Source organism: Cryptosporangium aurantiacum (genome assembly GCF_900143005.1).
GTDB classification, from domain to species: Bacteria; Actinomycetota; Actinomycetes; order Mycobacteriales; family Cryptosporangiaceae; genus Cryptosporangium; species Cryptosporangium aurantiacum.
This window is the reverse complement of record NZ_FRCS01000034.1, coordinates 20,159-42,487: the sequence shown is the minus strand read 5'-3', so window position 1 is coordinate 42,487 and position 22,329 is coordinate 20,159. Positions and strand designations below refer to the sequence as shown.

The window sequence follows — 22,329 nt, the reverse complement described above, 5'->3', positions numbered from 1 at the left end:
CGGGGATCATCGCGCAGATCAACGATTATCAGATGACGATCGCGTCGGCGGTGGAGGAGCAGACCGCCACGACGAACGAGATGAACCGCAGCATCAGCGAAGCCGCGATGAGCTCGTCGCAGATCGCCGCGAACATCTCCGGGGTCGCCGAGGCCACCCAGCGGACGTCCGGCAACGCGGCCGACGCCCGGCAGGCCGCCGACCGGCTGAACGCGATGTCGACAGACCTTCGCACCCTGGTGGGGCGCTTCCGCTACTAAGCGTATTTTGTCCGGTGGGCCTTTACGGCGCCGCCGCATCGCTGAAGACTGGCCGCCCGGATTCGCAGGCAGAAACAGCGCACCGCGACCAAGGAGCCTGGACATGGCCTCACGTCTGAACCCGTATCTGCACTTCCGCGGCAACGCCCGGGAAGCGATGGAGTTCTACCGCGACGTCCTCGGCGGCGACCTGCAGCTGATGACGTTCGCCCAGTTCGGCAGCGAGGACCCCACGCTCGCCGAGCAGGTCATGCACGGTCAGCTGGAGACGCCGAGCGGTTACACGCTGATGGCGTCGGATACCCCGCCCGACATGTCGCACAACCCGGGCGACAACTTCACGATCAGCCTCAGCGGCGACGACGGCGACGAGCTGCGCGGCTATTTCGAGAGGCTGTCCGAGGGCGGCTCGGTATACACGCCGCTGCAGAAGCAGGTGTGGGGCGACGAGTTCGGCGCCCTGACCGACAAATTCGGAGTCGCCTGGCTGGTCAACATCAGCGACCCCGTCTGATCCAGGGCTCGTTTCGCCACGGACGGGGACGGATCGTGCTGTACTCGGGCTGCCCGCGACCGTCCGCACGCGAAGGGGCCCGCAACGATGTCCGCACGGCAGCGTCCGCCGTTCCGCGCCGACCACGTCGGCAGCCTGCTCCGCCCAGCCGAACTCCTCGAAGCCCGCGCCGACTTCGCCGCCGGCCGGATCCCCGCTGACCGGTTACGCGAGGCGGAAGACGCGGCGATCCGGACCGTCGTGCGGAAGCAGGAGGAGGTGGGCCTGCGCACCGCCACCGACGGCGAGTTCCGCCGGACGTCGTGGCACATGGACTTCATCTACCGGCTCGGCGGGATCCACCGCGCCGACGAGCAGCTGACCGTCAAGTTCCGCAACGCCGCGGGCGGCCTGGAGTTCACCTCCGCCGCGCTGCGCGTCGACGGGCGGATCACGCTGCCCGAGCCGATCTTCGCCGACGACTTCGCGTTCGTCCGGGACCAGGTTTCCGGCGCCACCGCGAAGCTGACGATCCCGTCGCCGAGCATGGTCCACTACCGCGGTGGCCGGGCGGCGATCGATCCGTCGGTCTACCCGGAGCTGGACGAGTTCTGGGCCGACCTGTCGTCCGCGTACGCCGAGCAGGTACGGCGGATCGCCGCGCTCGGCTGCACGTACCTGCAGCTCGACGACACGAGCCTGGCGTACCTCAACGACCCGGAGCAGCGGGCGATCGTGGCGTCGCAGGGCGGCGACCCCGAGCACCAGCACGAGCGGTATATCGCGCAGATCAACGCGGCGCTGGCCGGGCGTCCGGAGGGCCTGGCGATCACCACCCACATGTGCCGGGGCAACTTCCGGTCGTCGTGGGCCGCCGAGGGCGGCTACGACTTCGTCGCCGAGGCGCTGTTCACCCAGCTCGACGTCGACGGGTTCTTCCTGGAGTACGACGACGAGCGCTCCGGTGACTTCTCCCCGCTGCGGTTCGTCCCACCCGGCAAGCAGGTGGTGCTCGGGCTCGTGACGACCAAGCGCGGCGCGCTGGAACGCAAGGACGACCTGAAGCGACGGATCGACGAGGCGGCCAAGTTCGTGCCGCTGGAGCAGATCTGCCTCTCTCCACAGTGCGGCTTCTCGTCCACGGTGGAGGGCAACGCGCTCACCCACGACGAACAATGGGCCAAGCTCCGGCTCATCGTCGAGGTGGCCGAGGAGGTCTGGGGCTAGACAAGGCATGGCTCTGAGCGATGCGTCATCCCCGCGGGACCTCGGTAGCCGAGTAGGTCCGGGGCTCAGCGGCGGGTGCCGGCCGGGAGGAGCGGGCCGAGCGTGCCCGCGCGGAGTGAGCCTTCCCAGGTGCCCGCCGTGCTCACGACGTCGTCGAGAACGCGCGCCGCGAGGTAGCGGTCGAGACGGGGGCGGCGGCCCCCGCTCCACCAGTCGGCCAGCACCGGAGCGGCCACCGCGACCGCGAGCGGAGCCCGCCACCGCGGCGCGGCGACGGCGACCGGGACCAGGACCGGCCACCAGACCCGCCCGACCGCTCTGGCGAGCCCCATCGCGGTCACCGGGAGACCGTTGCGCACCAGCCGCGCGGCCTCGGCGACCGGCTCGGGAACCACCGGCTTCAGCTGCCGCGCCACGAGCCCGACGCCGACCGCCGCGGCCACGCCCGCCGCTGCCACCGCGACCGGGCGGCGCGCGGCGAGCAGGACGCAGGCCGCGGCCAGCGCCGGGCTCACCCGGGCGGCGGGCAGCGCCCCGGGATGGCGACGTTCCAGTAGGCCGATCGATCGCGCGTACAACCGGCGGCGGGCGACGAACGGGCGCAGGCGGGTGCGGTGGTCGTGGCCGATCGTCACCGCGGGAACATAGTGGACGTTCCAGCCCGCGTCGACCAGCCGCCACTCGAAGTCGACGTCCTCGCCGATCGGGAGGTCGACGTCGAAGCGGCCGCCGATCTCCCGGACGGCTTCCATCCGGACCAGCAGCGTCGCGGTGGGCACATAGGGCACGAGTGCGCCGGGACGCACCAGGCCCGGCGACGGTCCCATGTCGAGCGGCGAGTGCGCGGCCTCGTACTCGCCGAGCCAGCCGTGGCCCTCCCCGTGCCCCAGCACCCGGGGCGCTACGGCGGCGACCGCGGCGTCGTCGAAATACGGGCGCAGCGCGTGCAGCCAGCCGTCCGGCACCACGACGTCGGAGTCGACCAGGGCCGCGAACGGGGTCGTGACCGCGGCGAGGCCGGTGTTCCGCGCCGCCGACGGTCCACGCCGCTCCGGGTGCCGGACCAGCCGGGCGGTGAACCGGGCCGCGACGTCCGGAATGCCCGCGGTGGCGGGCGACCCGTCGTCGACCACCACGATGGGTGCATCCGGCGCGGTGCGCCGGAGCGCGGTCAGGCAGCGGGTCAGTTCGGCGGTCCGCTCGAACGTGGGGACGACGATCGTGACGTCGGCGACGCGGTCCACCGGGTCCCGGAGCGGGTGCGCCATCCCGGCGTCGAGCAGCCGGCGGGCGAGCTTGCGCTGCGCGGTGCCGGTCCCGATCGGTGTGCCGGCGTCCCACGCCCGGATCAGGTCGGCGCCGGCCGCGGCGACCCGCAGCAACCGACCGGGGGAGCCGCCGAGCAGCGTGCGCCCGTCCGGGCTGATCCGCAGCGCCGCGTCCAGCCGCAGCCGCAGCCCGGCCGGCGCGAGCCCACGCTCCGCCGCGCCAACCGCTGTCACCGAGCCCCGTCCCCGCTGCCACCCGCCGCGTCCGGCGTCAGCCCGCCCTCGCTCGGCCGCCCTACGTCCGCGGCCGGCCCCGCGTCGGCCGGCTGTCCGGCCTTGGGGGACGCGCCCGCCTCGGGCTGCGGCCGCGGCCCGGCCGTCGATTCGGCGTCTGCCGGGCGGTCTGCGGCTGGTGGCGGGGCCGGGTCGGCGGAGGAGCCGGTGCCGGTGGGTAGGCCGGTGCCGGTCGGCAGGCCCGGCTCGTGCCCCGCGAAGCCGACGGCCAGTTCGGCGATCGCCTCGTCGAGCAGCGGTTCCAGCTCCGCGTCCGCGTGCCGGAGCCAGTCGCTGTACGCGGCGACCGCGCAGCCCAGCGCCGCGTGGGCGACCAGTTGCGGCAGCAGCGCCGAACGCGGCCGGGCTACCCGGGCCGCGACGAACTCCGCGATCACGTCCCGCCAGCCCGCGAAGCGCAGCGTGGAGTGCGCGATCAGCGCCGGGACGCCGAGGATGAGCGCCATCCGCCGCCGGTGCAGCGCCACGTGGTCGGCGTCCACCCGGTTGAACGCGACGACCGCCTCGCGCAGCGCGGCCATCATCGGGACGTCGGCCGGCGTGGCGGTGAGCCGTCCGCGCAGCCGCGCCAGCTCGGTGTCGAAATCGCCCCAGACCAGATCGTTCTTGGTCGTGTAGTACCGGAAGAACGTGCGTCGGCTGATGCCCGCAGCGGCAGCGATCTCGTCGATCGTCGTCTCCTCGAACCCGCGCGTGGCGAAGAGCTCCAGCCCGATCCGTTCCAGCTCGTCGTGCGAAGTCGCTGGTGGTCGGCCCATCCGCGCCGACGGCGTGGGCTCGTTCGACATCCGCTCTTCCTTTCTGCATCGGGTGTCATTAGTGTGACCGTTGTTCCAGAGTGATGCCCGTCGCATCGGGCGGCAGGCTCCCCATCAGCGCAAAGGAGCTTTTCATGGCTGTCGAGGCACTTGTCGCGGAGACCCAGGTCGACGAGGTCGAGGTCGAGCTGGTTGAGGAGGACCTGCTGGTCGAGGACGTGTCCATCGACGGGATGTGCGGCGTCTACTAGTCGTTGACGTCATGGCCGTGCACACCGGGCTCCCGGACACCCCCGCGGTCCTGACGAGCTTCGACCTGGACCAGGCCTGGGACATACATCCCCAGGTCGCGGTCCGGCCGGAGCCGTTCGGGGCACTGCTCTACCACTTCGGCACCCGCCGGCTCTCGTTCCTCAAGGATCCGACGCTGCTCGCGGTGGTCCAGTCCCTGCCGGAGCATCCGTCCGCACGCGCCGCGCTCGAGGCGTCCGGCGCCGACGTCGCGCAGCAGCGCCGCCTCGCCCGGTCGCTGGCGACGCTGGCGGCCACCGACATGATCACCGCACGGACGGAGGCGTCCCCATGACAGCCCCGACAGCTACCCGGCTGATCGACCACTTCAAGCTCGGCCTCGACGCCCCGATCTGCCTGACCTGGGAACTGACGTACGCGTGCAACCTGTCGTGCGTCCACTGCCTGTCGAGCTCGGGACGCCGTGACCCGCGCGAGCTGACCACCGCGGAAGCCAAGGCCGTCATCGACGAGCTCGAGCGGATGCAGGTCTTCTACGTGAACATCGGCGGTGGCGAGCCCACCGTCCGGTCGGACTTCTGGGAGCTGGTCGACTACGCGACCGCCCACAAGGTCGGCGTCAAGTTCTCCACCAACGGCGTGAAGATCACGCCGGAGGTCGCGCAGCGGCTGGCCGCCAGCGACTACGTGGACGTCCAGATCTCGCTGGACGGTGCGACCGCCGAGGTCAACGACCACGTGCGCGGCCCGGGCTCGTACGCCACGGCGATGCGCGCGATGGAGAACCTGAAGGCCGCCGGCTTCAGCGGCTTCAAGTTGAGCGTCGTCTGCACCCGGCAGAACGTCGGGCAGCTCGACGAGTTCAAGGCGATCGCCGACACGTACGGTGCCCAGCTGCGGCTGACCCGGCTGCGTCCGTCCGGGCGCGGCGCGGATGTCTGGGACGAGCTGCACCTGCTGCCGCACCAGCAGCGCGAGCTGTACGACTGGCTGGTCGCGCACGGCGAGTCGGTGTTGACCGGCGACTCGTTCTTCCACCTCGCGGCGTTCGGCGACGCGCTGCCCGGGTTGAACCTGTGCGGCGCGGGCCGGGTCGTCTGCTTGATCGACCCGGTGGGTGACGTCTACGCCTGCCCGTTCGCGATCCACGAGAACTTCCTCGCCGGATCGGTGCGGGACGAGGGCGGTTTCACCGGCGTCTGGCGGACGTCCGAGCTGTTCCAGGAACTGCGGCAGCCGCAGACCGGCGGCGCGTGCAAGTCCTGCCAGCACTACGACTCGTGCCAGGGCGGGTGCATGGCGGCGAAGTTCTTCACCGGGCTGCCGCTGGACGGGCCCGACCCGGAGTGCGTCCAGGGTTACGGCGAGACCGCGCTCGCGGGCGTCGTCGCGGGCAGTGCTCCGAAGCCGTCGCTGGACCATTCGCACCGCACCGAGCGCAAGCCCCGGAAGGCCTCCGGCCCGGTCACGCTGACGCTGACCCGCCGCAAGCCCGACAGTGCCTGCAACGAGAGCCCGCTCGCCGGGTTCGAGCTGATCAGCCAGCCAACCGGCTCCGGGTGCGCCTCCGGCGCTTGCGGCTGCTGATACCGGCCATGCCGACCCTGACGGAGCCGGTCGTGCTCGCTGGTGCGGCGGCCCCGTCCCGGGTCCTGTTCGGCCCGCACGTGACCAACCTGGCCCGGGGCCGGGCGCTCGCCGACCGCTCGGTGGCGTACTACGCCGAGCGGGCGGCCGGGGGCACCGGAGTGCTGGTCACCGAGATCGCGTCGGTGATCGCCGACGACTGGCCGTACGAGCGGGCTCCGCTGGCGTCCGAGTGCGGTCCGGGCTGGGCCGCGATCGCGGACGCCTGCCGCCCGTACGGCACCGTCGTCTTAGGAGGCCTGGGCCACGCCGGGCTGCAGGGGTCGAGCGCGTACTCGCAGCGGGTGCTGTGGGCTCCGTCGCCGGTGGCCGACGTGGTGACCAGGGAACAGCCCGCCGCGATGGAACAGACCCAGATCGACGCGGTGATCGCCGCGTTCGGGGCGGCTGCGGCGGCCGCGGTCGATGCCGGGCTGGGCGGCGTCGAGCTGAACGCCGGAGCCGACTCGCTGCTCCGCCAGTTCCTCTCCGGTCTGACCAACCAGCGGTCGGACGCCTACGGCACCGACAGATCCCGCTTTCTGCGGGACGTGATCGCCTCGGTCCGGGCCGCTGTCGGCCCGGACCGGGTGCTCGCTCTCCGCCTGTCCTGCGACGAGGACGCGCCGTGGGCGGGTCTCACCCCGGCGGACGCCGCGCAGGTGGTCGACGCCGTCGCGGGCCACGTCGACCTGCTGACGGTCGTCCGTGCCGGGCACTACTCGTCGGCGCGGTACCGGCCGACCGCTCGGACCGCCCCGGGGTTCAACCGGGACCTGTGTGCCGCGATGCGCACCGCCGCGGCGGGCCGGGTGCCGGTCGTGCTGCAGGGCAGCGTCGTGGTTCCGCATGCCGCGCAGGACGCGCTCGACGACGGTGTCGCGGACCTGGTCGAGATGACCAGGGCGCAGATCGCTGAGCCCCGGCTCGTGACGCTCGTCCGCGGTGGCGCCGCGGCACTCGTCCGACCGTGTGTGTTGTGTAATCAGGCGTGTCAGGTGCGGGACGTCCGCAACCCGGCAGTCAGCTGCGTGGCGGAGCCACGCGCCGGGCACGAGACGACTGAGTCGGATCCTGTGGGCCTGGACCCGGTCGGGCTGGACGCGGTCGCGCGGGACGTGCTGGTCGTCGGTGGTGGCCCCGCGGGCCTGGAAGCCGCGCGGGTGCTGGCGCTGCGCGGGCACCGGGTGCGGCTGGCCGAGCGCTCGGACCGGCTCGGCGGGCTGCTGCGGACCGCGGCGACCGGGCCGGGGCGGGAGCGGCTGGGGCTGCTGGCCGACTGGCTCGCCGCCGAGTGCCGGCGGCTCGGCGTCCGCATTGAACTGGGTACTGAGCTGACCGCGGACGAGGTCGCGGCCACCGAGCACGTCGTGCTCGCGACCGGGAGCCGGTCGCGCACACCCGACCGCGCCGCTGCCTGGCGCACCGCCATGCCCTCGACGCCCGCCATGCCCTCGACGGTCCTCGCGGCCGAGGGCGCGGCCGTCGCGGCCGACCTGGCGGCCGGCCCGTGGGCTGGCCCGGCGGTCGATCCGGGGCCGCGGGTGATTGATGTGGTGGAGGCGCTTGCGGAGCTGCCGGCGGGGCCGGTGGTGGTGGACGACCCGATCGGTGGGCCGGTCGCGGTCGGTCTCGCGGAACGGCTCGCGGACGCCGGGCGCGACGTGCACGTCGTCACGCCCGACCCGGTTCTCGGCGCCCGCACCCCCGAGCTGGCCGAGGTGAACTTCCGCCTGGAGGCGCTCGGTGTACGCCGCGAGCTGCGCACCCGGATCGTCGGCGTGACGCCCGGTGCGGCGGTGCTGGAGCACGTCTGGACCGGCGACCGCCGCACGGTCGCCTGCGCGGCGGTCGTCGACTGTGGCCACCGGCTGCCCGACGAGACGTTCGCGCAGGTCCGGGCCGAGCGCGCCGGTGACTGCGTGGCGCCCCGCACCGCGCTGGAGGCGATCCTCGAGGGCCGCCGCGCGGCGCTGCGCTTTGATCACACACCGGCTCCGCCGGTCGCCATGCACGTACGTCGACTTCGAGCGAGGAAGCGCGCCACATGACCACAACCACCGCCCCCGACGTGGTCGCCGCCCGGGCGAGAGTCGGCGCCCGCCTGGTCGGGCGGGAACGGGAACTCGATCTGGTGCTCGCGGCAGTCGCGGCCGGACGGGACATCGTCCTGGAGGGACCGCCCGGCACCAGCAAGACCACGATGCTGACCGCGATCACGGGCGAGTGGGGCATCCCGCTGCTGTTCGTCGAGGGCAACGCCGACCTGACCCCGGCCAAGCTCGTCGGGCACCACAACCCCGCCCGGGTCCTCAAGGAGGATTACAGCGAGGACAACTTCGTCGCGGGTCCGCTCACCGAGGCGATGCGGTCCGGCGGTTTCCTCTACATCGAGGAGTTCAACCGGGCCCCCGACGACACGCTCAACACGCTGCTCACCGCGATGGCCGACCGGCGGCTGTCGATCCCGCGGGTCGGCACGGTCGAGGCCCTGCCGACGTTCCGGATCATCGCGTCGATGAACCCTTACGACAACGTGGGTACGACGCGGCTCAGCTCGAGTGTCCACGACCGTCTCTGCCGGCTGGCCGTCGATTATCAGGACGACGACGCCGAGCGCGGCATCGTCGTCCTGCGAACCGGGCTGCCGTCGTCCGGGGAGGCGCTGGGTTCCTGGCTGGTGCGCGACGCGGTGGCGGTCACCCGGGCGACGCGGGAGCATCCGGACGTGCGGCAGGGCTCCAGCGTCCGTGGTGCGATCGACCTCGCGCTGGTTGCCGTGCAGTTGGGCGCGCTGCGTGGCCTGTCGGTGGACGACGCGGTCACCCGGGAGTCGACGTCGCTCTACGCGGTGCTGGTCAAGGACGCGATGGTCGTCGCGCTGTCCGGGCGGATCCACCTGGACGAGGCCGCGGACACCACACCGGAGCGGGTGCTCACCGAGATCTGGGAGGACCGGTTCATCCTCCAGCCGTCGGCGGCGCAGCCTGGTTGAAGAGCGGTCGAGGCGGATTCGCCGGTCTCGCGGGACCGCCGGACGAACGGCCGGGGCCGACCGCTCAAGCGGAAGCCCAAGCAGTTGTCCGAGGACCCGACCGAGTTCCGGCCGAGCCGGGCCTCGAACGGCTCCGGCACCGTGCTGACCGGGCGCGGGCGGCGCGACAAGCGCGGGCCGCAACTACCGGGCAGCGTGGCGCCGGGGACCACCGACGAGGGCGCGGATCTGGTCACGCTGGAGCCCTCGGAGGACGGGCCGGACCCGGCTGTCCGCGCGCGGGCACGGGAGATCGCGGCTCGGCTCTCGCTGCGGCGGCCGCGTCGTGATCGGCGTCAGCACCGGGGCGTGGGTGACCTCGCGTCGCTGCCGTACCGGGACGGGTCGGCCGACCTCGACCTGGACCGCACGATCGAGGCGCTGCTCGGCAACCCCGACGAGGTGGACGACGAGTCCGGCGTCGACCGGCGGATCATCGTGCGCGAACGAGTGCGCACCCGGCGGTCGGTGGTCCTGGTCGTGGACGTGTCCGGCTCGATGAAGGGAGAGCGGATCCGGACCGCGGCCGCCACGGTCGGCGCGGTCGCGGGTGAGCTGGCCGACGACGACCTCGCGGTGATCGCGTTCTGGTCGGACGCCGCGGTGCTGCATCCGCTCGGCGCGCCCGCCCGCCCGACCCGCCTGCTCGACCTGCTGCTGTCGGTGCCCGCGCGGGGGCTGACGAACGTCGGGTTCCCGCTGCAGCTGGCGGCGCGCGAGCTGTCCCGGGTACCGGCGCGCGACGCCCGGGTGCTCCTGCTCTCGGACTGTGTGCACAACGCGGGGCCGGACCCGCGTCCGCTCGCCGCGAGGCTGCCGCGGCTCGACGTGCTGCTCGACATCGGGACGCCGCCCGGCGAACACGACCTCGACCTGGGGCGGGACCTCGCCGAGGCAGGCCGGGGGCGGCTCCGCCCGATCCGCTCACACCGCGACGTCGCACCGGCGCTGACGTCGATCTTCACGAGTTGACGCTGTTCAGCCCGGTGCGGGTGGGTCCGGTGACCCTCCGCAACCGGGTGGTGTTCTCCGCCCACCTGACGAACTACGCCGAGGACGGGCTGCCGAGCGCGCGGCACGTCGAGTACTACCGTGCCCGGGCGGCGGGTGGGGCCGGGCTGATCATCACCGAGGAACACACGGTCCACCCGTCCGACCGGGCGTACGAGAAGCTGATCCGCGGATACGACCCGGCGGTCGTGCCGCACTACCGGGTGCTGACGTCCGCGGTGCACGACGCCGGCGCGCTCGTCCTGGCACAGCTCAACCACAACGGTGGGCAGGCGTCCGGGATGTATACGCGGGAGCCGGTGCTGGCGCCGAGCGCGGTGCCGGATCCGATGTTCCGGGAGGTGCCGGTGGCGCTCTCGGGGGATCGGATCGCGGAGATCGTCGAGGGTTACGCCCGGACCGCCCGACACTGCGTCGAGGGCGGTTTTGACGGGGTGGAACTGCAGTGTTCCCACTCGTCGCTGATCCGGCAGTTCCTGTCCCGGGCGACGAACCGGCGGACCGACGCGTACGGAACGGACCGCTCTCGGTTCCTGCGGGAGGTGCTCGCGGCGGTCCGGGCCGAGATCGGGCCGTCGTCCGTGCTGGGCGTGCGGCTCGGCGGTGACGAGATGATCGAGGACGGCGTCACGCTGGACGAGGCGGTGGCCACCGCCCGTCGCGTCACCACCGCAGGGGGAGCCGACTACGTCAACACCTCGATCGGCCTGGCCACCGAGACGCTGTTCCTGATCCAGGCCGGTATGCGCGTTCCACCGCGGTACGCGCTGCACATCCCGGCCGCGATCAAGGCCGCGGTGCCCGTGCCGGTGATCGGCGTCGGCCGCTTCAAGCACCCGGCGCAGGCGGAGAAGGCACTGGATGCCGGGTACGCCGACCTGATCGGGGTGGTGCGTGGCCAGATCGCCGACCCGTCGTTCGCGGCGAAGGCGCTCAGCGGCCGGGCGGACGAGATCCGCACCTGTCTGTCCTGCAACCAGGAGTGCGTGGGGCGGGTCGGGTTCAACCGGTGGCTGGGGTGTGTGTGGGGGGCGGGGGTGCTGCCTGCCCCCGTGCGGCGGTCACTCCGGATTGCGGTGGTCGGGGGAGGGCCGGCAGGCCTGTCCGCGGCGGTGACCGCGGCTGAGCGGGGGCACGCGGTGACGCTGTACGAGCGGTCCGCGGAACTCGGAGGACAGGTGCCGCTGGCCGCGCGGGCGCCGAACCGCGCGGAGTTCGCGGAGCTGACCCGGTCGCTGGCTCTCGCTGTCGACCGGGCCGGGGTGGACGTCCGGACCGGGGTCGACGTCGACGCTGCGGCGTTGCTGGCGGATGCGCCGGACGCGGTCGTGCTCGCGACCGGCGCGCGGCCGGCGCGGCCCTCGTGGGCCGCCTCGTCCCGGGTCGTGGACGTCACGGACGTGCTGTCCGGGCGCGTCGAACCGTTCGGCGCCGTGCTGATCTACGACGAACTCGGGTTCCACCAGGCGACGTCGGTGGCGGAGCTGCTCGCCGGCCGGGGGTGCGCGGTGGAGATCGCGACGCCGGGGATGATCGTCGGGCAGGACCTCGGGGTGACGCTCGACCTGGAGCTGTGGACGATCGCGGCGGAGGCGCGGGGGATTCGGCAGACGCCGGACGTGACCGTCGAAGCCGCTGGTTCGGTGGGGGACCGCGTGCACGTGGTCCTGGGGCACCATCCGACCGGGACGCGCCGGGAGCGGATCGTGGACTGGGTCGTGTCGGTCGTCCACCCGGCGCCGGACGGCGCGCTCTGGCACGCGTTGCACGGTGCGCCGTTTCCGGTGCACCGGGTGGGCGACTGCCTGGCGCCGCGCCGGGCGCACGCCGCGGTGCTCGAGGGGGAACGGGTGGCGAGAGAGCTGTGAGCCTGTCCGATGCCGCGGTGGTGGTGTGCGCCGGCGGTGGGATGCTGGGCGCCGACCCCCGGGCGGTGTGCACTGTTCTCACGGACGTGGCGCACGCACTGGGCGCGGAGATCGGTGCGACGCGGGCAGTGGTCGACGCGGGCTGGTTCGGCCACGACCGCCTGATCGGCGCCAGCGGGGTGACGATCAGCCCCGCGCTGTACCTGGGGCTCGGCGTCGCCGGGGTTCCGTTCCACGAGATAGGCCGGCCGGTGCACGTCCTGAGCGTGAACACCGATCCGGCGGCCCCGCTATCGGCCCGCGCCGACCTGGCACTGCGCACCGACGCCGTCGCGCTGCTTCCCGAACTGGCCGCCCGCCTCCGCGGCCGCGCCCACGGCGGCCGCGCCCCCGGCGGCCGTGCACGCGCGAGCCGCGCGCCGGGCGTCGATCTGGTCGTACCGCGCGGGACGGCGCACGAACGGTTGCGGGCACTGACCGGGGTCCCCTCCGGGCCGGCACGGCCCGTCGAGCCGCTCGGCGCCGCGGCCGCCGCCACGGCGCTGATCGGCTTTCTCACCCACCACGGCTACTTGGAAGAATCCCCGAAATGAATTCACTCGCCGACCGGACCTGGCCGGAGATCTCCGGTGACCAGGTCCTCGCGATCCCGGTGGGATCCACCGAGCAGCACGGTCCGCACCTGCCGTTCTCCACCGACACCGACGTCGCGGTGGCGCTGGCCCGAGCCCTGGCCGCCCGGCGCGACGACGTCCTGGTCGCACCGGCGCTACCGTACGGCTCGTCCGGGGAGCACCAGGCGTTTCCGGGCACGCTGTCGATCGGCCCGCAGGCGATCGAGCTGGTCCTGGTGGAGCTGGGGCGGTCCGCGTCGGAGACGTTCGGCCGGATTCTGCTGATCTCCGGGCACGGCGGCAACGCGATCCCGGTCAACCGCGCGGTCCGGCGGCTGCGCAGCGAGGGACGCGACGCGCTGGCCTGGGCGCCGCGCTGGCGCGGTGACGCGCACGCCGGGCGCACCGAGACGTCCGTGCAGCTCGCGCTGGACCCCCATCGGGTGCGGCTCGACCGGGCGGAGCCGGGCAACACCGCTCCGCTCTCCGACCTGCTGCCGGTGATGCGCGAACAGGGCCTGCGGCCGGTGACCGCGAACGGGGTGCTGGGGGATCCGTCCGGTGCGGACGCCGAGGAGGGCACCCGCCTGCTGGCCGAGGCCACCGACGACCTGGCCACCACGGTCGCCCGCTGGCTCGGCGAAGACACCTAGGCCGGCTCGTCCCCCCGGCAACTACTGGGCCGAACGCCCAGCGCGCGGCGGTACCTTCGTCCACTATCTGCGGCGGCTACTGAGCGCGATGCTCCAGATATCGACCGTGAGCCGACGCCCCTAGCCGGGAGCCGCGGCGCGAGGATCGGGGGAATCGGATGAAGACATCGTCTCTCGCCAAGGCCGCCCGGGTCGCGGTCGCGTTCGCCCTGGCAGTGGCCGGTGGGCTGGGTCTCGGTGGGCTGGGGCTGATGTCACCCGCCGCTGCGGCGTCCGCCCCGGCGAGCTCCGGCGCACCCACGGCGCAGCGGATCACGTTCGACTGGCGGAGCGCGACGGTCAAACTCCCGTGGCGCTCGGCGAAACTCTCGGACGGCAGCCGCTGCCCCGGCGGATGGGTCACGTTCAAGCCGCTGCCGCCGCCGACCGAGTCCACCGGCGTCGCCCGGCGCGGCCCGTTCACCTACTCCGTGTCGGTGCGGGACACGGCGGACGTCACCCGCGACGGGCGCCCGGATCAGGTCATCCATCTGACGTGCCAGCGGGGCCTCGCCGGTAACTCCCTGGACTACCTCTACAGCTACCGCCAGGTGCGCGGCCACCAGCGTCCGGTCCTGCGAGACTTCGTGACCTCATCGGACTTCGACGTCAACGCCGACTGGCTGATCCTCTCGCTGGACGCGCGGTTCGGCTCGATCGCCGTGCAGCAGTTCGTCCGCGGGCTGGACGCTCCGGTCGACCGCGTCTTCCGCTGGACGCGCCGCGGGTTGATCCCGAACCGGCCGCTGCCGCTGTTCCCGCAGGCGGACGTCGCACCACGCTGACCACCTGGCGTCGGCATGAGAGCCTCGTAGCACACAGCTGCGGGGCGGTGAGGACGATGGCCAGCGAGAAGGATCGGCCGGTGTTCCGGATGACCCGGGGGCGCCGTGTCGGTGACGGGTTCATGGCGTTGCTGATCCGCGCCGGTGTCGTGCCGCACTCCTACCTGCTCACCACGCGCGGGCGGAAGAGCGGCCGCCTGCACACGACCCCGGTGACGCTCGTCGAGGAGGACGGGCGGCGCTGGCTCGTCGCGCCCTACGGTCCGGTGTCGTGGGTCCACAACGCTCGCGCGGCCGGCCGGGTGACGCTGACCCGCCGAGGGAAGACGGTCGAGTGGGTAGTCACCGAGGCGGGACCCGAGGACGCCGGCCCGGTGCTCAAGCAGTACATCCAGCTCGCGCGGCCGACGCGCCCCTACTTCCGGGCGGCGCCGGACGCTCCGGTCGAGGCATTCGTCGCCGAAGCCGACCAGCACCCCGTCTTCGAGCTCACCCCGCCGGCCTCCTAGATCTCAGAGCGATACGAGCAACCTTTCCGTGGTGGGCGTCGTCCTTGGTGGGCGACGGAAGGAGTTGCCCGTGCGCGGGAAACCGGAAGCCTTCGCCGGTCTGGATGCGTTCGTCGCGGAGCGCGGCGATGCACTGCTGGCTACGGCGATCCTTCTGGCCGGCGGAAGGGACGCCGGCCAGGATCTGCTCCAGGCTGCGATCGAGCGGCTGATGCGACGCTGGAACCGGATCGACGGAGACCCCGAGGGGTACGTCCGCCGCATCCTGTACCACCTGGCGGTCGACACCTGGCGGCGGCGGAGCAGACGACCCGAGGTCCTCACCAGCGTGGACGGTCGGGCGGCGCCGGACGTCACCGAGACGCTCGACCTGCGGGACGCGCTGGTCCGGGCGCTCGCGCTGCTGCCACCGAAGCAACGTGCGGTGCTCGTCCTGCGGTACTGGGAGCACCTCACCGAAGCCGAGGCCGCCGACCGGCTCGGCTGCTCGGTCGGCACGGTCAAGTCCACCACCTCGCGCGGGTTGGCCCGGCTGCGCGAGCTCACCGCCGACTGGGCCGTCGACCACCGCACCCCGAACGGAGCGCGAGCATGACCACCGAACTCGAAGAGCACCTCGTCGCCGCGATGCGCGCCTCCGTCGCCGACACCCGGCTGACCACCGACGTCGTCGCGGCCGCCGCCAGGTCGAACCGGCGGCGCCGCACCGCCCGTCGTGGCGCCACCGCACTCGGCGGCCTCACGCTGGCGGCGGCGGTGACCGGGATCGTCGTGGCGACCACTACCGGGCCGGTGACGATGACGACCAAACCTCCGGCGGAGAGCCCGGCGCTGCAGCCGGCCAGTTACGTCGCCACCGAGGTCAGCGACGCGATCACCCGGAGCGAGCAGCAGATCGAGCACTCGACGCTGCGGATCACGCACGAGGGCAAGTCCACCGGAACGGCGGAGGAGTGGTGGGACGGCGTCACCGACGACCTCCGCCGGACCGACGTCACGGAGTCCGGCGCGAAGCTGGACTACCTGTTGAAGCACGACGGGGACCGGGCGACGTCGATGTTCGTCGACCACAGCACACGGACCTGGACCACCTCGAGCTACGAGGGTGAGAGCAGGGACAAGGGCGGCGAGGGCATGGTGCCCCGGACCGCCGCGGACATCAAGGCCGCGCTGGAGAAGCAGACCACGCTCGCGGTCCTCGGCAAGGAGACGATCGACGGGCGGGAGACGCTGCACCTGAAGCTCTCCGGTGAGCTGGAGGTGCCGAAGGAGCACGGCAAGTACGAGCTCTGGGTGGACGCCAAGACCTACGAGTTGGTGCGGGTCGTCGCCCACAAGCGTCCGAACCCGCAGTCACAGCCGGTCATCGCGCAGTGGGACTACACGTATCTGCCGCGGACCGCGGAGAACCTGGCGAAGTTCACGCTGACCCCGCCGCCCGGCTACACCGAGGAGCAGCCGAAACCGATCAAGGAGAAGCCCACGAACTGATCGCAGAAGTCGGCTTTCCGACAGAACCGTGCTGATCCGGCGGCGCAGGTCATCCAGAGCCCATGAGCACAAAGTTGATCAGTGCAACGGGCAAATCTGGCCGCCGGACGGCTCGGCTCGGAGCAGCCGCACTGCTGACCGTTGCACTGCTGGGGGTGAGCGCATGCTCCAGCGCGTCGTCCACATCGTCCGGGCCGGCGGAACCACCCGGGTCGTCGAGCGCAGCGTCGTCGGCTCCCGCTCCCGTTCCCGCGACCAGCGCGGCGGCCGCTCCGCCCGCACCGCCGGTGGCGAGCACGCCGACCGGTGGTGAGGGCGGCCAGCCGCAGGCGGGGAACGGCTGCCCCGCCAACGGGGTGAAGATCCCGGCGGGCGCACGCACCGGCAAGACCGCGGACCTCGATCTGGACGGCAGGCCGGACACGATCTGGCTCCTGGACAACGGCAGCGGACGCCGGGTCGGCGTGACGACGGCGACCGGCGCCACGTTCTCCAGGATCTACCGGAACCCGTCGCCCGTGGCCGCCCGGGCGATCGGCCAGAAGCTCGCCCCGGCCGGGCCGGCGATCGTTCTGGTCGACCTGAGCCGCGCGGTGCTTCTCTACGACGTCGTCGACTGCGCGCTGGTGCCGGCCCGGAACGCGCAGGGGAACCAGTACACGTTCGACCGCGGGTTCACCGGCTACGGCACCGGCGTTGAGTGCGTCCGGACCGGGTCCGGTTACACGCTGGCCGGGCTGCTGGCCGCCCAGGAGAAGACCGGCGGCGGCTTCCGTGTCACCCGGACGACGATCAGGTTGAGCGACTTCGGCAGGCAGGCCCGCAACGGTGTGACGACGACGCTGGCCCGGCACGCGGCGACCGACAGCGACCTCGTCCAGCACGCGCGCACGGTCAGCTGCGGCAGCGGCCCCCAGGTGCAGGGCCTCGGCTGACGCCGCTCACACGTCCGCGACGGGTTGGGCGAACTGTGCCGCGTAGAGGCGGGCGTAGGCACCGTCGGCGGCGAGCAACTCGGTGTGGGTGCCCTGTTCGACGATCGCGCCGTTCTCCATCACGAGGATCAGGTCGGCGTCGCGGATCGTGGAGAGGCGGTGGGCGATGACGAAGCTGGTGCGGCCTTGCCGCAGGGTGTTCATCGCGCGCTGGATGAGCAGTTCGGTGCGGGTGTCGACCGAGCTGGTGGCCTCGTCGAGGATGAGGATCGCGGGTTCGGCGAGGAACGCGCGGGCGATCGTGATGAGCTGACGTTCGCCGGCGGAGACGCTCGAGCCTTCCTCGTCGAGGATCGTGTCGTAGCCGTCGGGCAGCGTGCGGACGAAATGGTCCACGTGGGTGGCCACGGCGGCGGCGACGATGTCGTCCTGGGTGACCTCGCGCCTCGCGCCGTAGGCGATGTTGTCGGCGATCGTTCCGCCGAACAGCCAGGCGTCCTGCAGCACCATGCCGGTGGTGGCGCGCAGGTCGGCGCGGGTCATCGTGGCGATATCGACGCCGTCGAGCGTGATGCGTCCGCCGGTGACCTCGTAGAAGCGCATGAGCAGGTTGACCAGCGTGGTCTTGCCCGCGCCGGTGGGGCCGACGATCGCGACGGTCTGGCCGGGTTCGACGACGAGCGAGAGGTCCTCGATCAGCGGCTTGTCGGGGGCGTAGCGGAACGACACGTGCTCGAAGCCCACCCGCCCGCGGACTCGGTCCGGCCGCGCCGGGGTCGCCGGGTCGGGGTCCTGTTCGTGCGCGTCGAGCAGCGCGAACACCCGCTCGGCGGACGCCACCCCGGACTGCAGCAGGTTGGCCATGCTCGCCACCTGGGTGAGCGGCTGGCTGAACTGCCGCGAGTACTGGATGAACGCCTGGACCTCGCCGAGCGTCAGCGCACCCGACGCCACCCGCAGCGCACCCACGACCGCGACCAGCACGTAGTTGACGTTGCCGATGAACATCATCGCGGGCTGGATCAGGCCCGAGATGAACTGCGCGCGGTAGCTCGACTGGTACAGCGCCTCGTTCTGCGCCGCGAAGACCTCCCGGACCTCCTTCTGGCGGCCGAACGTCTTCACCAGCGCGTGCCCGGTGAACGCCTCCTCGACGTGGCCGTTGAGGCGCCCGGTGGTCGTCCACTGCCCGACGAACTGCGGGCGGGCACGGCGTCCGATCTGGCCGGCGACGAACGTGGACAGCGGGATCGTCACGAGCGCGATCAGCGCGAGCAGCGGCGAGATCCAGAACATCAGCGTCAGCACGCCGACGATCGTGAACAGCGAGATGATCACCTGGCTGAGCGTCTGCTGGAGGGTCTGGGACAGGTTGTCGATGTCGTTCGTGACCCGGGACAGGATCTCGCCCCGGGGCTGCCGGTCGAAGTAGTTGAGCGGCAGCCGCTCGAGCTTGGCCTGGGTGTCCTCGCGCATCCGGTGGACGATCCGCTGCACGATCGTCGTCGTGACGCGTCCCTGCAGCAGGGCGAACAGCGACGCGGCCAGGTAGATCCCGAGCACGATCAGCAGCACCCGGCCGACCGCGCCGAAGTCGATGCCCTGGCCGGGGACGACGTCCATGTGGCTGACCAGGTCGGCCGTCGTGTTCTCGCCGCGGGCCCGCAGGTTCTCCACGGCCTGCTGCTTCGAGATGCCCGCGGGCAGGTCGCGCCCGATCACGCCGGCGAAGATGAGGTCGGTGGCGTGGCCGAGGATCTTCGGGCCGGTCACCGAGAGCGCCACGCTGGCGGCGGCGAGAAACAGCCCGAGCGCCATCAGCGGCCGCTCCGGCCGCAGCGTGGCCAGCAGGCGGCGTCCGGACGTGCGGAAGTCGAGCGCCTTCTCCCCGGGGCCGCTCATGAACCGGGCCGGGCCCTGCGCGGGCGGACCACCGGGGCCGCGGGCCGCGGTCGGGCGTTCGCCGACCGCGGTGGCGAGCGAGGCGCCGTCGGTGCCGCCGGGGGTGCCCGGACCGTCGGCGCCGTCGGGGGACGCCGGAACGGGGCCGGGGCGCGCCGGACCGGTCATGCGGCCGCCTCCTGTTCGGTGAGCTGGGACAGGACGATCTCGCGGTAGGTGTCGTTGGTGTCCATGAGTTCCGCGTGGGTGCCGGCACCGACGACGCGGCCCTGGTCGAGGACGATGATCCGGTCGGCGGTGCGGATCGTGCTGACCCGCTGGGCGACGATGACGACGGTCGCGTCGGCGGTCTCCCGGGTCAGCGCGGCACGCAGCGCGGCGTCGGTGGCGTAGTCGAGGGCCGAGAACGAGTCGTCGAAGAGGTAGATCTCGGGCCGGTGGACGAGCGCGCGGGCGATCGCGAGGCGCTGCCGCTGGCCGCCGGACACGTTGGAGCCGCCCTGGGCGATCCGGGCGTCGAGGCCGTCGGGGAGCGTGCGGACGAACGGGGCGGCCTGGGCGATCTCCAGCGCGTGCCACAGATCGTCGTCGGTGGCGTCCGGGTTGCCGTAGCGCAGGTTCGACGCGATCGTGCCGGTGAACAGGTACGGGCGCTGCGGTACCAGCCCGATCACCCGGGACAGGTCCACCGGGTCGAGCTCGCGGACGTCCACGCCGTTGACCAGCACCGCGCCGTCCGTGACGTCGGACAGGCGGGGGATCAGGTTGAGCAGCGTGGTCTTGCCGCTGCCGGTGCTGCCGATGATCGCGGTGACCTCGCCGGGTTCGGCGAGCAGGTCGACGTCGCACAGGACCGGTTGTTCGGCACCGGGGAACCGGAACGAGGCGCTCCGCAGTTCGAGCCGGCCGTGCACGTCGGGGAGCGGGGTGGTCGGCCGCTCCGGCGGTATCACGCTGGTGTCGGTGCCCAGCACGTCCTGCAGACGCTCGGCGCTCACCTGCGCGCGTGGCGTCATCATGAACATGAACGTGGCCATCATGACCGACATCAGCGTCTGCATCAGGTAGCTGAGGAACGCGGTCAGCGCGCCGATCTGCATGGAGCCCGAGTCGATCCGGTGACCGCCGAACCAGAGCACGGCCACGCTGGAGACGTTCACGACCACCATCACGGCCGGGAACATCACCGAGATCAGCCGGCCGACCCGCACCGAGATGTCGTACAGCTCGTCGTTGGCGTCGGCGAACCGTTTCCGCTCGTGCGGCTCCCGGACGAACGCCCGGATCACCCGGGCACCGCCGATCTGCTCGCGCAGCACCCGGTTGATGTCGTCCAGCTTGTCCTGCATGAGCCGGAACTGCGGTCCCATCCGGACGATGAGCACGCCGATGATTGCCACCAGGACCGGCAGCGCGACCAGCAGGACCGACGCGAGCGGAACATCCTGGCGCAGCGCGAGCAGGATGCTGCCGACGCACATCACCGGCGCCGCGATCACCATCGTCAGCGTCATCAGGACCAGCATCTGTACCTGCTGGACGTCGTTGGTGATGCGGGTGATCAGCGACGGGGTGCCGAACGTGCCGACCTCGCGGGCGGAGAACGCCTGCACCCGGTCGAAGACGGCGGCCCGGACGTCGCGGCCGAGCGCCATCGAGACCTGCGCCCCGACGTACACCGCGCCGATCGCGCAGATGATCTGCCCGAGGCTGACCGCCAGCATCACGCCGCCGATCCGCATGATGTAGCCGGTGTCGCCCTTCACCACGCCGTGGTCGATGATGTCGGCGTTGAGCGTCGGCAGATAGAGCATCCCGAGCGTCTGCAGCAGTTGCAGCACGACGACGATGGTGAGCGGCTGCCGGTAGGGGCGCAGGTGCGCCCGCAACAGCGTGATCAGCACTTCTGACCCTCTCGGAGCGGGGTTTCCGGCGAGCGGCCGGGCGCGCTCGCCTGCAATGCCCGAGCAGCAGGGGCCACTCGGTCGAGCGCCGCGCGCAGGAACTCAGTCAACGGCAGGTCGCCGTCATCGCGAAGCCAATATTCGCTCGCCGCGCGGATCGCGGTGGCGTACGCACCGCCGACGACGCGGCCGGTGAGCGGATCGCAGCCGGTGCGCTCGACGATCGCCTCGGCCAGCGTGAACTCGGTCGTCACCGAGTGCCGGAGGTACTCCGCCTGCATGGCCGGGGTCGCCGCGATCAGCCGGATCATCGCCTTCTCCGGCTCGGTCACCCCGCGGACCTCGAGGACGGCCGCGAGCAGGGCCGCGTCCAGCGCCTCGTCGGCGGGGCGCCGGCGGAGCGCCGCCGCGAAGAGGTGCGCCCACTGCAGGCGCTGCGCGCAGATCGCCTCTTCCCGGCTGGAGAAGTAGTTGTTGAACGTGCGCGGGGAGACGCCTGCCGCCGCCGCGATGTCGTCGACCCGGACGTTCTCCGGACCGACCTCGGTGGCGAGCCGCCACGCCGCGTCGGCCAGCGCCTCCCGGGTCGCCTGCTTCTTGCGCTGCCGCCAGGTCACCAGGCCGGACGGCCGCTGCTCGATCGTGACGTACGTCGCTTCTTCGCCGGAGATGGGGGCCTCGTCGCCGGACATGGGGGCCTCGTCGCCGGACATGGAACCACCGTAGACGTTGATTGCGGGCCACGCAATTTTTCGGAGCCCGCAATATGGTCGGTGACCCGGATCACTTCGACGCGGGAATTGAGTCCATCAGACTCAAGTTTCATGACACGTGAGCCGGTCGATCCGAGACCGTGCCGGAGGAAACGCAGGGAGAAGACATCATGAGCATCACCCTCTGGACGCGCCGGGACCCGTTTGCGGAGTTCGACGCGCTGGTCCGTCGCTCGTTCGGTCCGGTCGCGACGCGCCCCGCCGCGACCAGCCCCGTGGCGACGCGGTCGTTCCGGCCCGCCGCCGAGGTGACCCGCGACGGTGATGACGCCGTCGTGCGGCTCGAGGTCCCGGGCGTCGACGTCGAGAAGGACGTCACGGTGGAGGTCGCCGACGGGCAGCTCGTCGTCCACGGCGAGCGCCGCGACGAGCGCACCGAGGAGCGCGACGGCCGCAACTTCAGCGAGGTCCGCTACGGGTCGTTCCGCCGGACCTTCGCGCTGCCGGAGCACCTGACCGCGGACGCCGTCACCGCCTCCTACGACGCCGGCGTGCTGAGCGTCCGAGTGGCCGGTGCCTACGCCGCGCCGGCCGGCGCGCAGCCGCGTCGGATCGCGATCAGCACCGGCGCGGCCGAGACCCCGGCGGTCACCACCGCCGAGGAGCAGACCGCCTGACGACAGGCGTTCACCC

The 22,329-nt window shown here is 72.3% G+C and carries 23 protein-coding genes and 1 pseudogene; 19 read left to right on the top strand and 5 right to left on the bottom strand.

Translation table 11 applies throughout. The features are described from left to right. The 3 genes and pseudogenes from BUB75_RS43430 to BUB75_RS43420 all read left to right on the top strand — a co-directional run. A pseudogene (locus BUB75_RS43430) lies at positions 1 to 260 on the top strand (methyl-accepting chemotaxis protein); the annotation flags it as partial. 103 nt (positions 261 to 363) lie between these two features. Continuing rightward, the gene (locus tag BUB75_RS43425; protein ID WP_073266661.1) at positions 364 to 774 is read left to right on the top strand and encodes a VOC family protein; all 411 of its coding nucleotides are present in this window, start codon (positions 364 to 366) and stop codon (positions 772 to 774) included. Between the two features lie 87 nt (positions 775 to 861). Next, positions 862 to 1,980, top strand: a complete 1,119-nt coding sequence (locus tag BUB75_RS43420) for a 5-methyltetrahydropteroyltriglutamate--homocysteine S-methyltransferase (RefSeq protein ID WP_073266659.1) — start codon at positions 862 to 864, stop codon at positions 1,978 to 1,980. Positions 1,981 to 2,045: 65 nt separating this feature from the next. Here BUB75_RS43420 and mftF read toward each other — a convergent pair whose 3' ends face one another. Next, positions 2,046 to 3,482 carry a mycofactocin biosynthesis glycosyltransferase MftF gene (mftF, locus tag BUB75_RS43415; RefSeq protein ID WP_073266657.1) on the bottom strand — a complete coding sequence of 479 codons (1,437 nt, stop codon included), beginning with the start codon at positions 3,480 to 3,482 and terminating at the stop codon, positions 2,046 to 2,048. After that, a complete protein-coding gene (gene mftR, locus BUB75_RS43410; RefSeq protein WP_073266655.1) occupies positions 3,479 to 4,330 on the bottom strand; it encodes a mycofactocin system transcriptional regulator in 852 nt (283 codons plus the stop codon). The genes mftF and mftR overlap by 4 nt, the downstream gene beginning before the upstream one ends. A 104-nt stretch (positions 4,331 to 4,434) precedes the next feature. On the opposite strand from mftR, the gene mftA reads away from it, so the two are divergent. The 15 genes from mftA (at position 4,435) to BUB75_RS43340 (ending at position 17,117) form a co-directional block, all read left to right on the top strand. After that, the gene (gene mftA / locus BUB75_RS43405; RefSeq protein ID WP_143175807.1) at positions 4,435 to 4,551 is read left to right on the top strand and encodes a mycofactocin precursor MftA; all 117 of its coding nucleotides are present in this window, start codon (positions 4,435 to 4,437) and stop codon (positions 4,549 to 4,551) included. Between the two features lie 11 nt (positions 4,552 to 4,562). Next, positions 4,563 to 4,886, top strand: a complete 324-nt coding sequence (gene mftB, locus BUB75_RS43400; protein WP_143175806.1) for a mycofactocin biosynthesis chaperone MftB — start codon at positions 4,563 to 4,565, stop codon at positions 4,884 to 4,886. Beyond that, complete coding sequence (gene mftC, locus BUB75_RS43395) at positions 4,883 to 6,139, top strand: mycofactocin radical SAM maturase (RefSeq protein ID WP_073266649.1); 1,257 nt, start codon at positions 4,883 to 4,885, stop codon at positions 6,137 to 6,139. Before mftB ends, mftC begins: the two co-directional genes overlap by 4 nt. Positions 6,140 to 6,147: 8 nt before the next feature. Beyond that, positions 6,148 to 8,229 (top strand): mycofactocin system FadH/OYE family oxidoreductase 1, encoded by a 2,082-nt coding sequence (locus tag BUB75_RS43390; RefSeq protein WP_084742538.1) that lies wholly within the window; start codon positions 6,148 to 6,150, stop codon positions 8,227 to 8,229. Then, positions 8,226 to 9,173: an AAA family ATPase gene (locus tag BUB75_RS43385; RefSeq protein ID WP_073266645.1), complete on the top strand. Its 948-nt coding sequence runs from the start codon at positions 8,226 to 8,228 to the stop codon at positions 9,171 to 9,173. Before BUB75_RS43390 ends, BUB75_RS43385 begins: the two co-directional genes overlap by 4 nt. A gap of 84 nt (positions 9,174 to 9,257) precedes the next feature. Then, positions 9,258 to 10,184: a vWA domain-containing protein gene (locus BUB75_RS43380; protein ID WP_073266643.1), complete on the top strand. Its 927-nt coding sequence runs from the start codon at positions 9,258 to 9,260 to the stop codon at positions 10,182 to 10,184. Next, entirely contained in the window at positions 10,181 to 12,091 is a 1,911-nt protein-coding gene (locus BUB75_RS43375) for a mycofactocin system FadH/OYE family oxidoreductase 2 (RefSeq protein ID WP_073266641.1), read from the top strand. Before BUB75_RS43380 ends, BUB75_RS43375 begins: the two co-directional genes overlap by 4 nt. Continuing rightward, complete coding sequence (locus BUB75_RS43370) at positions 12,088 to 12,684, top strand: FAD-binding protein (protein ID WP_073266639.1); 597 nt, start codon at positions 12,088 to 12,090, stop codon at positions 12,682 to 12,684. The genes BUB75_RS43375 and BUB75_RS43370 overlap by 4 nt, the downstream gene beginning before the upstream one ends. After that, positions 12,681 to 13,358: a mycofactocin biosynthesis peptidyl-dipeptidase MftE gene (gene mftE, locus BUB75_RS43365; protein WP_073266637.1), complete on the top strand. Its 678-nt coding sequence runs from the start codon at positions 12,681 to 12,683 to the stop codon at positions 13,356 to 13,358. The genes BUB75_RS43370 and mftE overlap by 4 nt, the downstream gene beginning before the upstream one ends. Before the next feature lie 158 nt (positions 13,359 to 13,516). After that, entirely contained in the window at positions 13,517 to 14,182 is a 666-nt protein-coding gene (locus BUB75_RS43360) for a hypothetical protein (protein WP_073266635.1), read from the top strand. 56 nt (positions 14,183 to 14,238) lie between these two features. After that, entirely contained in the window at positions 14,239 to 14,691 is a 453-nt protein-coding gene (locus BUB75_RS43355; protein WP_073266633.1) for a nitroreductase family deazaflavin-dependent oxidoreductase, read from the top strand. A gap of 70 nt (positions 14,692 to 14,761) precedes the next feature. After that, positions 14,762 to 15,286, top strand: a complete 525-nt coding sequence (locus BUB75_RS43350) for a SigE family RNA polymerase sigma factor (RefSeq protein WP_218618130.1) — start codon at positions 14,762 to 14,764, stop codon at positions 15,284 to 15,286. Beyond that, entirely contained in the window at positions 15,283 to 16,182 is a 900-nt protein-coding gene (locus BUB75_RS43345) for a LolA-like protein (protein ID WP_073266631.1), read from the top strand. The genes BUB75_RS43350 and BUB75_RS43345 overlap by 4 nt, the downstream gene beginning before the upstream one ends. 163 nt (positions 16,183 to 16,345) lie before the next feature. Continuing rightward, a complete protein-coding gene (locus tag BUB75_RS46885; RefSeq protein WP_178380136.1) occupies positions 16,346 to 16,495 on the top strand; it encodes a hypothetical protein in 150 nt (49 codons plus the stop codon). Continuing rightward, positions 16,470 to 17,117 carry a hypothetical protein gene (locus BUB75_RS43340; protein WP_073266629.1) on the top strand — a complete coding sequence of 216 codons (648 nt, stop codon included), beginning with the start codon at positions 16,470 to 16,472 and terminating at the stop codon, positions 17,115 to 17,117. The genes BUB75_RS46885 and BUB75_RS43340 overlap by 26 nt, the downstream gene beginning before the upstream one ends. A 6-nt stretch (positions 17,118 to 17,123) precedes the next feature. Here BUB75_RS43340 and BUB75_RS43335 read toward each other — a convergent pair whose 3' ends face one another. The 3 genes from BUB75_RS43335 to BUB75_RS43325 are packed head-to-tail and all read right to left on the bottom strand — an operon-like array spanning position 17,124 to position 21,636. Continuing rightward, positions 17,124 to 19,187 carry an ABC transporter ATP-binding protein gene (locus tag BUB75_RS43335; protein WP_281248465.1) on the bottom strand — a complete coding sequence of 688 codons (2,064 nt, stop codon included), beginning with the start codon at positions 19,185 to 19,187 and terminating at the stop codon, positions 17,124 to 17,126. After that, on the bottom strand, positions 19,184 to 20,923 hold the full coding sequence (locus tag BUB75_RS43330) for an ABC transporter ATP-binding protein (RefSeq protein WP_073266627.1): 1,740 nt from the start codon (positions 20,921 to 20,923) through the stop codon (positions 19,184 to 19,186). Before BUB75_RS43330 ends, BUB75_RS43335 begins: the two co-directional genes overlap by 4 nt. Then, a complete protein-coding gene (locus BUB75_RS43325; RefSeq protein ID WP_218618129.1) occupies positions 20,917 to 21,636 on the bottom strand; it encodes a TetR/AcrR family transcriptional regulator in 720 nt (239 codons plus the stop codon). The genes BUB75_RS43330 and BUB75_RS43325 overlap by 7 nt, the downstream gene beginning before the upstream one ends. Positions 21,637 to 21,806: 170 nt before the next feature. Between BUB75_RS43325 and BUB75_RS43320 the strand changes: the two genes are divergently transcribed. Next, complete coding sequence (locus BUB75_RS43320; protein WP_073266625.1) at positions 21,807 to 22,313, top strand: Hsp20/alpha crystallin family protein; 507 nt, start codon at positions 21,807 to 21,809, stop codon at positions 22,311 to 22,313. Positions 22,314 to 22,329 lie beyond the last annotated feature (16 nt).